The sequence below is a fragment of the Fusobacterium sp. SYSU M8D902 genome (genome assembly GCF_040199715.1).
In the GTDB taxonomy this organism is placed as follows: domain Bacteria; phylum Fusobacteriota; class Fusobacteriia; order Fusobacteriales; family Fusobacteriaceae; genus Fusobacterium_A.
On sequence record NZ_JBEFNA010000012.1, the window covers coordinates 26,836 to 43,677 of the forward strand.

Consider the following 16,842-nt stretch of genomic DNA (forward strand, 5'->3'; position numbering starts at 1 on the left):
AAGAAAGAGGCTGTTGCGTTTGTTTTGCAACAGCCCTTATTTATTGTATTAAAAATCTTACTTCTCTATAAACTTAACTTCAACTCTTCTGTTATTAGCTCTTCCCTCTTTAGTTTTATTTGTATCTACAGGTCTTAATTCACTATAACCTTGAGTTTCATATTTTATATTTTCTGATTTTTTAATATCTTTTATAAATTCTCTCTTAACAGTTTCAGCTCTTCTTTCAGAAAGTCCTTGGTTGTACTCTACTGATCCACAACTATCTGTATGTCCCTCTAATCTTAGAGTTCCTTTTAGATTATAAGTATCTATAATCTTACTTCCAGCTGCAACTATCTTTTGCTCTCTAGGTTTTAAGTTATCTTTATCAAAGTCAAAGTGGTTATCCATTAAATGGAATACATTTCTTAATGTTGTTACAGCATCTTCTTGGTTAAATTTGTAGTTAAATCTTAGTCCTACTCTCCAGTAATCCTCATCTCTAGCAATATCTCTTGATACCTCTCCTTCAAGAGTTACTCCTAAGTGATTTAATCTCTCAAATCCTATTCCTATTTTTCCTGTAACTTTTCCTTTACTATCAACTTCATCTAAGATACTTGTATATCCTGAGTTTGATTTTCTTAATTTTACTTTGTTTTCATCATACTTAGCAAAGTCATATGAGTAACCAACATCTCCAGTTATCTTAGCTGTCCAGTCATTTCCTAGATATTTTCTTCCAGTTCCTGAGAATCCAGCCATTCCTTTAGCTATATAGTAATCATTTGATTTTACTTTTAATGCTAGAGTTCCATTCTCTTTGATGTTAGTAAATCTTCCATACTCTAACTCTGCTCCTGCATATGCTCCAAATTCATTTTGGTAATTTTTAAATATAGTCTTTCTAAACTTGTTATCAAATCCTACATAGTAAGAGTAGTAATCAGAATCATTTTTATAACTTACTGGTCCAAAAGCTAATTTTCTAGTCATATCATGGTAGTTTAATCCTACATCTAATTTAGTTAATAGGTCTAAATCTTTATTAAATGATTTAACATTGTGTACTCCACCTTTTAATGAGTAGATATTCTCTTTTGATCTTCCATTATCTCTAAATTTGAATCTGCTTCCTGTAAATCCGAAAGTATATCCATACTTATTATCATAATTTACATCTTCAAACTCTTTCATATATTGAAGTCCCATTATATTATATTTATAATCTGGTATCTCAACTTTTCCTGATTTATAATCTCCACCTGTGTAGATTACACTATACTTATCTGTATCTTTAGAAAGGTTGTATGATTGCTCCATTTCATCAAATGAATTATCAAAGCTTCTATTGATGTCAAACATTCTTGATTGAACATTTGAATAGATACTTCCTCTTACTTCACCCATTGTTCTTGCATATTCTTCATAGAAGTTTCCTGTTTGTCCAAAACTTTCTAGGTATGAGTTCATTTGTTTAATAGCATCTATATCAGAAGCTATTCCATCTCTTAAAGTATTATCTAATGAGTTATAGAAAGTTTCATATTTATAGTCTTTCATAACATCTTTATAATCTACTTTATTAACTATTAAGTCTTTACCTTCAAATTTAGAATCAAATAGTGGTGAAGTGCCTACATTAATATCTGTATTTTCTCCAATGAAATCTTTTATTTCATATTTAAATCCATTTCCTGATGAAGGGAAGTTTGGTGCTAATGCAATTCCACCTTTTATATTTGGTGCTTTAAATCCAAGCCCTTTTCCAGTAGTAATATCAATTACAGGATTTTCTAAGATCATATCTAATTTAGAATCAATTGTTCCACCTATTCCAGTATAGTGAGATCCAATATGAGTAATATCATCTTTAATATATATTGTTTCATTTACTGAAGTGTTTTCTTTACCTTCTCTATCAATAGAAGTTCCAAAGTATCCATTTTCTATATTAATATGTCCTGCATTAGTTAAATATCCATTTCCTTTAATACCAACACCATTTTTAACATTGATAACTCCACCTTTATTATTTGTTAAAGTTGCTCCATCTTCAACATACATTCCAACACCATAGTTAGCATTGATTGTACCATCATTTATTATTGAAGAACCTTCTCCTTTAGCAAACATTCCTATTGAGTGAGTATCTCCAGCTCCACCATTAAGATCTATTATTCCCTCTTTATCATTGTAAATTTTTGCTTTGTTAGTTGCAAATACTCCAATTCCAGAGTTTTTAACTTCTATCTTACCTTTATTATGGAATTCTACATTTCCAACAGCTTGAACTCCTACAGCATTTTTACCATCAACAGTAATTGTTCCTTTATTAGTTCCAACAGATTTATTTGCTTCTCCTTCTTTAGAGTTACCCATATAGATACCAACTGAACTATCTTTATCATCAGCACCTGATACTGTGATATTTCCTGTGTTAGTTAAAGTATTATTTCCAACTGAATAGATTCCAAGAGAGTTTTTACCAACAGTCATATTAGCAGAGTTATTAATAGTTATTCCTTTTTCTTCTGTAATATTACCATTATCATCTTTAACTTCACTATTAGCAACTATACCTATAGAGTTTGAACCAATAGTCCAATCTCCAGTATTTACAGTTATATTTCCTGTACCATATTTATATATTCCTTTAGAAGAAGATAATCCTTTATCAAAGTCTTTATCTTTATATACTCCAGCAATATTTACATTACCTGTATATGTTACATCTCCTTCTCCAATACTTAATATACCTGTATTTCTTTTATTTGAAAGAAGATTCATTCCATCTTTTGCATTAAATGTTATATCAGTATCTTTACCATAAATTCCTGCTGATTTTTCTAAATCAGGTCTTGAATTATCTCCAAGAGTTAATCCACCAGTTACATTAATATGGTTACCTTTAGAATATTCTCCATTTTCAGCAAAGATTCCAACTGCTCCAACACCAGCTGTGATAGTTCCTGTATAGTCAATATTATAGTTTTTAGCAAGTATTCCTGTTCCAGAGTTAGCAATATTAAGGTTTCCTTCTCCAGTATAATTTAATTGTTTTTCTGTATTATTTGTAGCAAATATTCCTATTGGATAACTGTTTTTAAAACTATTTCCTTCTCCTACTTTTACATCTCCAATTGTTTTTAAACTAGAGTTATTAACTTCAATACCAATATTTCTATCTCCTGAAACTGAAACATTTCCTGTTATTTTTGTTGAATTAGATCCATTATCACTTATAACCATACCAACACTATTATAAGCTTTATCTGTTAAGTCAATATTAGTTTTTAACTCTCCATAAGTTTTTCTTACAACTACTCCAACAGTATTAGCTCCCACTTGTTTTAAATTAGTTCCAAAGTTTTCTATTATACTTCCTAAGTTGTTAAAGTATACACCTCTTGTATATTTGTTACTGTTAGTCTTTGTATCCTTTTTTTCATCTCCTTGAACAAGAATTGTTTCTACATCTAAATCCATAGTTGGTTTAAATACATCTTTATCGTCTATTTTTTCATGTTCTGTAAATACTACTCCAGTTCCACCCTCTGATACTTTTAATGTTAAATCTTTTTTCTTTAATTCTTCTGTTGCTGAAACTGTTGCTCCATTTCCTAAGATAAATCCATTAGTACCTTTGACATCAATTGTTAATTTATCACCAGTACTTTGAGTATCAAAAGTAATATTTCCTCCGTTACTATGAACTAAAGATCCTGTTCCTTTTCCAACTTCTAGTTTTTCAATAGCATTAATATTTACATTTCCACCTTTATTAAATATAGCAGTACCATTAACTCCTGCACTGATTTTTTCTTTAATATTTAACTTTGTAGTAGAACCCATTGTATCATCTATAATAACTCCAACTGATTGATTTTCTTTTCCATCAGTTGTTCCAACTATTATTGAATCAACATTTATTGTATTTTCTTTAAGTATTTTAGAAGGTTCATTTTGATTTTCTGGTGCTTTATTTTCTACATAAAGTCCTAAACTTTCATTGTTTAATTCTATTTTCCCTATATTAACAGAATTTTTATCTTTAGATTCATAATTTTTTAAAGCAACTCCAATACTTCTACTAGAAGTTGAATCACCAAAAACATCTTTTACTGTTGCTCCAGATCCTTTACCTTCTAAATAAACTCCTATTCCTTCTTTACCTAAAAGTGTAATATTTCCTGTAGAGTTTAAAGAATATCCCTCTTCAGCATTTATTGATGCAATTCCTATTGCTTTTCCAGCAATTTGCATATTACCAGTATTATTAATATTAGCATTTTCTCCAAAAATTCCAATACTTCTTTGCCCTTTTTTATTTTCTATATTAGAATTTTCATCTATTGGTAATTCTACATCAAACTCTTGTATTCTTATATTACCACTATTTTCTATTGTATTATCTTTCCCTTTTCCTTTTAAAGCTATTGCTATATTGTCATTTCCTGTTAATGTTATTGTTCCACTATTTTTTATAGTGCTTTGCTTTTTCTCATTAGAACTATCAATAAATAATCCATAGAAAGTATCAGACTCTCCAATTATTGAAGCATGATTCTCTATATCACCATTTTCAACAAAAACAGCTCCATGTCCTTTTACATTTTTTTTAGTATTAACATTTCCTATTGTAGTGTTTTTATCTAAAGTTACTTTTCCACCTTTAGAATAAATTCCAGTTGATTCTCCTTTTAGATTTACAAAAGTTTCTGTTAAATTTATATTAGAGTTTTCTTGTCCATAGATAGCAACTCCATCTTCTATTGTGAAAATATTTTTATTAGAATTTAAGTGGTTATTTTTTCCTAAATATATTCCTTTACCTTTTATATCTCTTTTATCAGTACTATCTTTTACTCTTATTGTAGTATTACTTAAGTTTACAGTTTTAGAATCTTTAGAATTTTCTATATCAGTAGTTAAAATTCCATAACCTTCTTTTAGATTGATTTCAGCTTTATTTATATTAAAATTACCTTCTGAACCATCTTTATTACTTAAATATATACCTGTAGTATTAGCATTTGTAGAATTTGATGTAATTTTAACATTATCAATAGAAGTATTATTATCTAAAGCAACTATACCCATTATATTTTTAGACTCTCCAAAAACTAAATCTAAGTTGCTTACTGTTGTTTTTCCATCTACAACAATTCCTTTAATACCATCACCAGAAGATGATAAATCTATTTTTCCTCTTCCTTCTTTATCTTTAAGTTTTTTATCAAAACTTGATCCATCAACAATGGTATTTTCACCATAAATACCAATATCATTTTTACCTAATTCTAATTTTCCAGTTCCATTTCCTAATTTTGCACCATCAATTAAATAAATTGCTGTTTCTACATCTTCACTTTGGGAGTTTGCTGTAATTTTTCCTCCAATAAGAGAATATCCATTAAAAATTGAATTTTCTCCTTTTAATACAACACCTATTCCTTTATTTACTAAAATTTTCCCTTTATTAGTAATATTACTATATTTAGCAAATATTCCTGCATCTCTGTTATTATTTACTGTAATTCCAGCATTATCAAGGACTATATTATTTAATTTTTCTTTTTCTCCATCAGAATATATCCCAGCTGATGCTTCTCCTGGATTTGTTCCACCTTTTATACTAATATTTCCACTCTTAAAGACTAAGTTCTTATTTGTATAAATACCTATTGAATTGTTTGCTTTAATTTCTATTCCCTGGGTTCCAAATTTTCCATTATACTCTAAATTTTCCTTATTATTGTATATCCCTATACTGTTATCTTTCTCTATTTTAATATTAGTTTTCATACTTGAAGAAGCTTTATCATTTACATATACTCCTATACTATATGGAGTATCTTTCCCTACAGATAAACCAGTTCCTGTAATACTAATTTCTCCTTCAGAAATAGAAGCATTATCTTTTAAATATATTCCTATTCCATTATTTGAATCATAATTTAAATTTAATTTACCCAACACTAATTTAACATCTCTTGCTGCTATTCCTATTGCTTTTTTTGAAGACTCTTCCGTATTTTTTGAATTTGTATTTTTAAGATTTATACTTGTATTTCCATATATAGTTTTTAAGATTGCTCTTGAATTTTCATCATTCCCTTTTATAGCTAATCCTATTGTTTCTTCATCTTGAGAATCTACTGTCATTTTTAAATTAGATATAATTTTATCTTTAGATCCAACTTTAGAATAAATTCCTATGGCTCCATTTTTCACTTCTAATGTTCCTAATTTATTATTATATTCTTTTCCTTGATATGAACTAGTTTCATCTAAAAGAATTCCTATATTTCTATTTACTCCATTATTATATAACACTTGAGAACTTGGTGCTTCGTCATTCTTTATTATTAGATGTCCTTCATTTGTAATAGTTGTATTTTCATCTCCTCTTATAAATACATTTCCTTTGTCTTTAGCACCTAAAGATTTTTCTAATGTTGCTCCTAGAGATAATTTTATTGTAGAACCTTTTACATATATTCCTGTTGAAGATTCAGCTTTTTGTCCAAAGTTTATGCCCTTTAAATCTTCTTGAGATACAATTCCATCAGCTTTTGAAGATGCAACATATACACCTTTATTATTTTTTCCATTAATATTAATTGTTCCTATTTTTTCTATTGTATTTGCATTTTCTTTTGTGTTGTTGTTATTACTAATATAAAGTCCTACTGAATCATCACCATTAAGATTAATAGTTCCCTCATTATAGATATGTCCATTTTTATTAATAGCAAGCATTCCTACTGAAATTCCACCTTTTTCAACATTAGGTTTTGATTTTTCAATATTTATTGTTCCATTATTATGAACTTCTGCTCTTTTTCCATCTGTTGAACTTTCTACAATAACACCTACTGAATGGTTATCACTGATATTAATATTAGATTCTTTAGATATTTCTAAATTTCCACCTCTTGAAGCAATAGCATTTATCTCTGTTACATTTGTAGCATCAATATTAAAATCATGTTTTCTTATATTTCTTAAATCTGAACTATTATTATATGCTATTCCAACCTTATTGATTGCTTCATTATCAACTTTACCTCTTGTAGTTGGATTATTTTTAGCTACTTCTTCAAATTTAACAGTTTCATTTTTATTTAGTTCTATCTTGCTTGTATCATCTACTATCATTCCCATAGAGTTTTTACCAAGTTTTATAGTTCCTATATTTTTAACAACTGAACCTTTAGTGGCTTTTATCCCAACAGAACCATAATTTTTACCATCTATTTCTGATCCATGAGCAACTTCTATTACTCCATTATTAGAAATTTCTGTTTTTATTCCATGTATTCCTGTACTTGAAACTGTATTACTTGTTATTCCTGTTTTAATAGTTCCATTATTAACAACTTTAGAATTTGAAGTTCCTGTATCTGGACTGTCATTATTGTTATTAGCATAGATTCCAACTGTTCCAACACCATTAGAAACATCAATAATACCATTATTTTCTATATTGATTTTTCCTTGTCCTTTAGCTTCTTTTCCATACTCATCTTTTACTATAATTTCTTTTCCATCTTTTATTTCACTTCTATATGCTTTAGCATAAATTCCAACAGCATTATCTCCATGAACTGAAATTTCAGCTTTTTTAGGGGCTTGTGAATCTTTTCCACCAACAACTATATTACTTCCATTTACAGCAAATATTCCTACTCCATTGAAAGATTTATCATTTGTATTTTTGTCATCTTTTTTCTCAACAATAATAGAACTTCCATCTTCCATTGTTATATTTGCATAATCTGAGAATACTCCAACTGTATTTTTTTCTTCTGCTTTTTCTCCATCTAGTATATTTATTCTATTAGCTATAACAGAAGATCCTGTTTTTAAAGTAAGAGATGTTTCACCAACAGATTTAGCATTTTTACTTGATACTATTTCTAATCCTGTTGCTTTTCCATTATAGTAATCTTTTGAGTCTTGTCCAGTTACTGTTGCATCTATTATTACATCTTTATTTACAGTTGTATTTAATCTTTGTCCTAAGAATCTTTTAAAATAGAAATATCCTGCTGTATTTCCCTCTTTTATATCAGATTTAGATATATCTTTATCAATAGTTAAAGTTCCTCCATCAACTATTGCAGTTTTATATGAAGTTACTCCATCAGCAGCTGTTATTTTACCTAATAACTGTTTATTATTTCCTAATGCTTCACCTATTTTATCTTGTAAGTTTGATAAATTTGAGCTAAATTTATTATCTTTAGAAACTATATTAAATATAGTAACATCATTTGATTTTACATGAATATTATTGTTATCTCCTTCAAATGTTATAGGTTTATCTGTTGCACCCAGTTCAACATTCATTCCAAAAGCTTGTCCATCAAGATTAATCGTACTATCTTTTATCTTTATCTTACCATTTCCTTGAGTAAATAAAGCAAATCCTCTTCCTGTATAATTAAGAGTTGAATTTTCAAAGTTAATAGTTGTATTTCCTGGTGCTACTACATCTTTTGTATTTGGATTTACTTTTTCTTTTCCAATAGCAACTAATCCAGCCTCTCCATTATTATCTATATCTCCAACTGTTATAGTTGCACCAGAAAGATTTATATTAGCATTTTTAGTTGCATCATTAGTTGAATCTTCTTTTACTATTGCATAAACACCAATACCAGTATCAGTAGTAACGTTTAGGTTTCCATTTGAAGTAATAGTTCCACCTTTACTATATATTCCAATAGCTCCATTAGTAGCTTTTATTTCATTTTTTCCATCTACACTTCTATCAGTTCTTAGTTCTATATTTCCTTCATTATTATATAAAGCTATACTTCCTTTTCCTGATGTTTCAATAGTTGAATTCATTATATTAAAGTTACCATTATTGTAAATACTTACATTGTAATCTGTAATTTCTTGATTTTCAGCTACTGTTCCTGGTAATTCTGTTGTAGTAGTACTAACTTTTCCATTATCAAGGAATCCTTCATTTCCATCAAGAACTGCCATTCCTATTACATTTTTACCAGTTAATTCTATTGTATTTGTATTAATAATTTCAGCATTTTCTTTATTATAATCTTTATCTAGTTTTTCAGCATTATTTTCTTTTTCTGCAAATTCTTCAGGTTTAGCTGTACTAGCCATCATACCAATTATATTATCTTGTGAACTTCTCATTATTCCACTATTAATAATATGTCCTACTGACTTTACATTTTTTGTTTCTATTTCTACTTTTCCCGTTGCTTTATCTAAAGTTTTTGTTGTCTTTTCCCAAATAGATTTAGTAGCTTGAAGAACTATATTTTTCCCTGGATTTTGAACAATTCCTGTATCTATCATATCCTGTGCTTTTTCTCCAGTAGTTCCCTCACCTTTAATCTCTAAATCTTTCTCTACATTTATTCCATACATATCACTTCTTATTAATACTGAAGACTGTGCATCTTTTCCAAAGTCTATCTCTTTTATTGCTCCAGTTTTATCATTTGTGATAATCATATCATTTTTATTATTATTAGAATAATCTTTATATCTTAAAAATCCAACACTATGACTTCCGTTTACTTCTATATTAAGTCCATGAATATTAGCTATAGGGTTTACTTTTCCATAATCAAAACCTGCAAAATTCTCTCCTAAATCTTTATTAAATTTACCAATATAACTTGTATTGATGTCAATTTTATTTTCTCCTTTTTTTTCTAAATCTTTATTGACATCATCTAAAGTGTGTTCATCTCTAATATTATTTTTATTAGCATCAATATTTTCTTGTTTAGTACCATCTAAATATCTTTCAGCACCATCACTTAAACTTTTAGCCACTACAAATCCAGCATTATTTGTTCCTGACAAAGCTATCTTTTTTACTTTTGTAGCATCTTTTTCTTTTAAATCTTTTATATTTTCTTTTTCATTACCTTGATTATCTTTAAGAGAGCCAAAAACTCTAGTATTATCATATAAATGCCTATTAGTAAAAGCTACCCATTTTTCATATGTCTCTTGTCTTTTTTTCTTTTTTTCAGGTGTATCAAATAGCGAATCATTTATATATGCATTTTTATCTGCAATATAATGAACATTTTGTAATCTCACACCATAGTTTCCATTACTATTTGAGTTTAAATTAATATTTCCTACATATAAGTCATCACTAAGAACAACTCCTATGTGAGTATTTAAATTACGAGTTCCTGAATATACTCCCCAACCATATTCATATGATATTCCTAAACTACTCTGTCCATTTATATTTATAACTCCATCATTAAGAGTAACATTGTTATTTAATTTTTGTAATGCAGAAGTTTCTCTTTCTTCTTCTATCATTATTCCTATTAAATTTCTATCTTGTCCATCTGCATTTCCAAGATTTATAGTTCCAGTATTTTTTAATATTGAATACCATTCTAATTGATCTTTACTACTTGCATAATTTTCGTGATCTGTTGCCTGTGGGTCACTATCCTTTTCTTTTTTTAGATACTCGTCCCATAGTTGGTGATCTAACCCTGCTACTGCACCAAACTCTGTTTTATTAGTTAAAAGAAGTTCCCCTTTAAAGTCATTAGTGGCTCCTTTTGGTTTTATAAGATCTTTATTTGAATCTTCTATCCCTACTCTTCCACCATCTTTATCTCCGTAATTATTATAAGTATTTCCACCTAATCCAGCTGGGTTAAATGATAAAAATACTCTAGTTACATTTTCATTATACTTAGTTGCTTTATAATCTAAATGATACTTACCATCAATAGTGCTATCTTGGCTCATAGTATTACTAATAAATACTGCTGTTTTTTCATCTGTCCCTCTTGTATAACTGTTTCTAAATTTTTCGACTAGATCATTCCTATCTTTTAAATTAACTTTATCTCCTACTAATGTTCCCAATTCAAATTTTTTTAATTCCTCTTTATTATTACCATAACTAATAGTATTTGCATCTTTAGTATCTTCAAAAGTAATCTTTAAAGTTTCTCCATCTTTTACATTATACTCTTTATAATTTTCTATTATAGTTTGATTTAAAATATATGCACCATCGGTAGGACGATAATATCCTTTATCTCTTATTATTCCAGCAGCTCCTTGTGGAGATGCCTCTGTATTTATTTTTATATCTGCTAGAATAATATCTTTTGGTCTTTCTATGTCATTTACCTTAAATATATCTGGATTTTTTGCATATGTTGGATCATATGAATAGTGCTTTTCTGGAGTATTTACCACCCCACCATATTGTCCCATATTAATTTCTGTAAAATTATTTTCATCTACATTTACTTTTGGAACTTCTATTATTCCCAAATCTTTATCTATTTCTGTAATATGATTTCTATCAAAATTAACAGTTGGCTTCTTTTCATTTAAAGCAAGTTCAGGAATTTTTACTTCTATTTTTCCAATTCCTTCTATTTCAATTGGTTTATCTGATGGTGGTACTGGTATTCCATCAGGAGCATTTGGTGTTTCTGGTTTTCCACCCTCTATTATATCTGGTATCTCCGGATTTAAATCTGGTTTTGATGGAAATATCGGAAACATTGGTCCTTGTGTATTTGATACAGCAAAATGTTGATGCCCTCTTGAATGTCTATGCTCTATATCTAAAGGAAAGAAATATTGATTATTATCTTCTAATGTCTTAGCATAATAATCTCCTTCCTTTATTAATTCCATTATTCTTTTTTCTATCTCTTCAATTCTTTGGTTATTCTCTGCTATTTTTGCCTTTAATTGACTAGAACTTAGTTCCTGTCCATACATTATACTTCCTGTAATTAAAAAACTTACTAAAAGAGATATTGAATATCCAATTTTTTTACTTTTTATATATCTTTTTAAACTTTTTTCTATGTATATATTATCTCTCACTTCTTCCTCCCAAATCAGTTTACTTAGCTTTTAGTTTACTCTCATACTGTTTATTTTCTTTAATTAATTTCTCTTTCTCTTTAGAAAGTTCTTCAACCTCTTTTAGAATTTCATCATATTTTTTTTCTAAAATCTCTACAGTTTCCAATCTTTCATCTGACTTTTTCCCTTCAGATATTAGCTCTTGCAATAGATTCTTTTTCAAATCACTTATTCTTGTCTTTCCGTGTGAAAAAGCTTCTTTTATTTTTTTCTCTTGTACTTCATCATCTTCAATTTCAAATACTCTCTCTTCCAATTGTTGATGATACTTTCTAATATCTCTTGTCTCCTCTACTTCATCTTTCTCCCTAGAAAAAGTAATTAAGTTAAGAACAACAAATGATAATAAAACTAATTTTTTCATTTCCTCTCCTTTTTAGTATCTCCTAATTACAGTATTATAATAATTTTAAAAAATAAATAAAAAAAGCAACCAAAAAAACCAATTAGAATTTCTAATTAGATCTTTGATTGCAACTGGCTGCCAGTTTAAAGGCCCTATAGCTTTGCGTCATAACGTTTCCATTACTTTGCCATTAAATTGTCATTTTTGTAAAATACCATATCATTCTATCATCTTATACTTACTATGTCAAGTAAAAAAGGCAAAAAAAAATAGAGAAAAACATTTTCTCACCTGTTTTCTCTCTATTTTTGTAGCTTTTATCACTTTTTTATTTTTCCATCTTTGAAGGATACAGTACCTAATAATTTTCCATTTTCATAAAACATGCTCCATTCTCCGTTCATCTGTCCCTCTTTAAAATTACCCATAGCATTTATAATTCCATTCTCATAGTATCTGACGAACTTTCCATTTTTCATCTGCTTACGATACTCTTCTCGAATTTTTATCTCACCATTTTCATAATAATACACAGCTTCTCCATCTAATAATCCATTAACAAAGTACTCATCTGCCATAATTTCGCCATTTTCATAATAAGCAATATACTCTCCATCCAGTACATTATTCTTAAATGATATTATCTCCTGTATCTGTCCATTGGGATAGTAATTAATCTTTTTCCCATTGAGTTTTCCCTTTTCAAAATAGCCTCTAGATTTAATAGTACCATCTTCAAAGAATTTTATCCAATCCCCATTCATTCTATCATCTTTGAATACTACTGTCTCTTTCATCTGTCCATTCTCATAGTATTGTACAGAATCTCCGTTGAGCTTTCCTTTTGCAAATTCACAGCTCTCCTTTATCTGCCCATTCTCGTAGTATTTGATATTCTCTCCATCTTTTATTCCTTTTTTGAATCTCTCCTTCTCTTTGATAGCACCACTCTTATATCTAAAGTTTATTATCCCTGAATATGGAGTTGTTTCTGAAGATATATATACCAATCCATTCTTTATCTCTTTTTTATAGAACTCTTCCTCTCTTATCATAGACTACTCTCTCTCTTTTTTATCATTTTCTTTATTTCCATCTCTTCCAATATTTTTTAAAAATATATCCTTAGCTTTCATTATCAATACCATAAAGATAAAGTAATGTATAAATCTCATATCTTCAAAAGTTTTTCCAAAATACTTATCACAGATAAATATAAATGCAACCCAGATACCAAGTATTCCAAGTAACATTAAAACTAATTTAATCCATTCTTTCCAAAAATTATTTTCCATTGTAGTTAACTCCTTATCTTTTCTCTTACTAAAATTATATCATAGAAATAGAGAGATTTAAAGAGTCAAAACCTTATTAAAAATATTTTTATAAATATATAATTATAGGACAAATTAACTTCTTTACTATTTTTTACCTTTGTGCTAAACTCTATATTATATATAATGTAGTTTTTAAGTATTTTAAGATATAATTAGCAAGTATGGGAGGAAAAAATGATATACTTTGACAATGCTGCAACAACACTTCAAAAACCTAAAGAGGTAATTGATGCTGTAATTGAAGCTATGACTTCAGTTGGTAACGCTGGTAGAGGAAATACCAATGCCTCAATGGCAGCCAACCATATAATATTTGATGCAAGAGAGAATTTAGCTCACTTCTTTAATGTAGAAGACTCTAGTAATATCGCTTTTACACTAAACTCTACTGAGGCTCTAAATACAGCTATAAAAGGGAGTTTAAAAAAAGGTGATCATATAATTACTACTGAATTGGAGCATAACTCTGTACTACGTCCTATCTATGAGATGGTAGAAAGAGGGGTAGAACTATCTATAACCAAATCAGATCTATTAGGTAATATTTCCTATGATGAGATGGAATCTCTTATTAAAGAGAATACCAAAGCTATTATCTGTACACATGCATCTAATCTTACAGGTAACCTCATAGATATAGCTAGAGTGGGAGAGATTTGCAAAAGACACAATTTACTCTTCATAGTAGATGTGTCACAAACAGCAGGAGTATTTCCTATAGATGTAAAAAAAATGGGTATAGATATACTATGTTTTACTGGACACAAGAGTCTTTTTGGTCCTCAAGGAACAGGTGGTATCTATGTAAGAGATGGTATCACTATTACACCACTAAAATCTGGTGGAACTGGTATATTGACTTATGATCAAATACAACCTGAAAAGATGCCTACACACTTGGAGGCTGGTACTTTGAATGGACATGGAATAGCTGGTCTAAATGCAGGAATAAAGTTTATAAATAGAGTAGGATTAGATGAGATCAGAAAAAAAGAGGAGGAGCTAATGTGTAGATTCTACACAAAAGTTAAAGAGCTTCCTCAAGTAAAGATCTATGGTGATTTCTCTACAAGAGAGAGATGCCCTATTGTTACATTAAATATTGGTGACTTTGACTCTGATGATGTAGCTGAAGAGTTACTATCTCACGGTGTATCTACAAGAGCTGGAGGTCACTGTGCACCACTTATGCATAAGGCTCTTGGAACTACAGAGCAGGGAGCTGTAAGATTTAGCTTTTCATATTTCAATACTATCCAAGAGGTAGATGAGGTTGTTGAGATTCTAAAAAAACTTATTTTAGCCTCTCTTTCCTAAAAAAATTTAAAGGACTGGTGAAAATCAGTCCTTATTTATATTGTATAAATTTCTAATTTTTTATTATTTTTAATAATTTTAAAACTTTTTTCGTCTAAATTACTACTTCTTTCGTCTAATATTATTGTAAAAAAACTAATTAGGAGGATCACTTTTATGGATAACTTAAAAGAAACTATTATAAAAGAGAGAGAAAGCATATTGCTTGTGAAAAATGAGATTCAAAAGAAAATTGTAGGTCAAGAGGATATGATCAATAAGATATTGATTGGGATACTTACTGGTAATCACATCTTACTTGAAGGATTACCTGGACTTGCCAAGTCTTTAACTGTAAATACCCTAGCTCAAACTTTGGGATTAAAGTTCTCAAGAATACAGTTTACTCCCGATCTACTACCAAGTGATATAATTGGTACTGAGATATACAATGAAAAAACTGGGGAGTTCTATATTAAAAAAGGTCCATTATTTGCCAATATTGTCTTGGCAGATGAGATCAACAGAGCTCCAGCTAAGGTACAATCAGCTCTTTTAGAAGCTATGCAGGAGAAACAGATAACAATTGCCCATGAGACATTTAAATTGGAATCTCCTTTCATTGTACTTGCCACACAAAACCCTATTGAACAAGATGGAACATACCCACTTCCAGAGGCACAACAGGATAGATTTTTGATGAAGGTAAAGATCGAATATCCAAATAGAGATGAAGAGAGAGAGATGTTAAGACTTCTTACATCACCAAATGACTTTGAATATATTGAGATAAATACAATATTGAATAAGGAGAAGATCGAAAATCTGAAAAAGATAATAAAACATATACATATAGATGATAAACTTATGGACTATATTCTTAATATCATCTTTAAAACAAGAGAGAGTAATGAGTATATTGAGTGTGGAGCTTCCCCAAGAGCCTCTATCGCCCTTGTAGTATCTGCAAAAGCAAGTGCATTCTTAGAGGGTAGAGAGTATGTTACTCCAACTGATATAAAAAAAGTTATATTTGATGTATTACGTCATAGAATAATCTTAAACTATGAAGCTGAAGCAGATGGAAAGAGTATTGAAGATATTATAGTAGATATAATGGAGCAAGTGGAGCTTCCTTAGGAGTTTTATATGAAAAAAGAGGATATATTAAAGAAAATAAAAAAAATAGAGATAGCTTCATCAATTATAGCTAGTGAGATATTTTCTGGAAGTTACCGTTCTTACTTCAAGGGAAATGGTATGGAGTTTTCTGATATTAGAAGGTATTCACTAGGTGATGATGTAAAAAAAATAGATTGGAAAGTTAGTGCTAGACAGAGAAAAACCTATGTAAAAGAGTTTATAGAGGAGAGGGAGATCAATATATATCTTTTAATTGATATATCTCCTTCTAACAATTTTCCAGCTAAGCAGGATTTGATCTCACAATTAATAGGAAGCTTAGCTTTTAGTGCTATCAAAAATAATGATAAGGTCGGAGCTATCTTCTTTAGTGATGAGGTAGAAAAAATAATACCTCTAAAAAAAGGTAAAAAACAGGGATTGGTTATACTTGAAAACTTTCTAACTCTTGTCCCAAAGGGAAAGGGAACAGATATTTCAAAGGTTCTTACCTCTTTTTATAATTTCTGTAAAAAGAGAACTGTTGTATTTTTAATAAGTGATTTTATTGATGAAAATTATGAGAAAGCTTTGAAATTAGTAAACAAAAGACATGATCTAATCCCAATTAGAGTAGCAAATAGAAGATTTGATTCCCTACCTCAAGGTGCTATATTTACACTTATGGACTCTGAAACTGGAGAGGAGATTACAGTTGAAAATCTCTCTAAAAATGAGTCTTTTGATGAGGAGCTACCAAAGAACATTCTGACACTCTATACAGATGAAAACTATGTTGCTAAATTAACTAATTATTTTAAAAGAAGGAGATAG

Annotated in this window: 7 protein-coding genes and 1 riboswitch; of the genes, 3 read left to right on the forward strand and 4 right to left on the reverse strand. The window is 29.1% G+C overall.

All coding sequences use genetic code 11. From position 1 onward, the window contains the following. Window positions 1–57 precede the first annotated feature (57 nt). From ABNK64_RS06170 to ABNK64_RS06185, 4 genes are all read right to left on the reverse strand, one after another. Window positions 58–11,865 carry an autotransporter domain-containing protein gene (locus ABNK64_RS06170; protein WP_349763823.1) on the reverse strand — a complete coding sequence of 3,936 codons (11,808 nt, stop codon included), beginning with the start codon at window positions 11,863–11,865 and terminating at the stop codon, window positions 58–60. A 19-nt stretch (window positions 11,866–11,884) separates the two neighbouring features. Beyond that, window positions 11,885–12,271, reverse strand: a complete 387-nt coding sequence (locus ABNK64_RS06175) for a hypothetical protein (RefSeq protein WP_349763824.1) — start codon at window positions 12,269–12,271, stop codon at window positions 11,885–11,887. Window positions 12,272–12,376: 105 nt separating this feature from the next. Next, a riboswitch (cyclic di-GMP riboswitch) is annotated at window positions 12,377–12,452 on the reverse strand. Window positions 12,453–12,573: 121 nt separating this feature from the next. After that, window positions 12,574–13,308: a toxin-antitoxin system YwqK family antitoxin gene (locus ABNK64_RS06180; RefSeq protein ID WP_300389264.1), complete on the reverse strand. Its 735-nt coding sequence runs from the start codon at window positions 13,306–13,308 to the stop codon at window positions 12,574–12,576. Window positions 13,309–13,311: 3 nt separating this feature from the next. Then, window positions 13,312–13,548 (reverse strand): hypothetical protein, encoded by a 237-nt coding sequence (locus ABNK64_RS06185; RefSeq protein ID WP_349763825.1) that lies wholly within the window; start codon window positions 13,546–13,548, stop codon window positions 13,312–13,314. Window positions 13,549–13,764: 216 nt separating this feature from the next. On the opposite strand from ABNK64_RS06185, the gene ABNK64_RS06190 reads away from it, so the two are divergent. From ABNK64_RS06190 to ABNK64_RS06200, 3 genes are all read left to right on the forward strand, one after another. Further along, on the forward strand, window positions 13,765–14,907 hold the full coding sequence (locus ABNK64_RS06190; protein WP_349763826.1) for an aminotransferase class V-fold PLP-dependent enzyme: 1,143 nt from the start codon (window positions 13,765–13,767) through the stop codon (window positions 14,905–14,907). Window positions 14,908–15,045: 138 nt separating this feature from the next. Next, window positions 15,046–16,026: an AAA family ATPase gene (locus ABNK64_RS06195; protein ID WP_349763837.1), complete on the forward strand. Its 981-nt coding sequence runs from the start codon at window positions 15,046–15,048 to the stop codon at window positions 16,024–16,026. Window positions 16,027–16,035: 9 nt separating this feature from the next. Beyond that, on the forward strand, window positions 16,036–16,842 hold the full coding sequence (locus ABNK64_RS06200) for a DUF58 domain-containing protein (protein WP_349763827.1): 807 nt from the start codon (window positions 16,036–16,038) through the stop codon (window positions 16,840–16,842).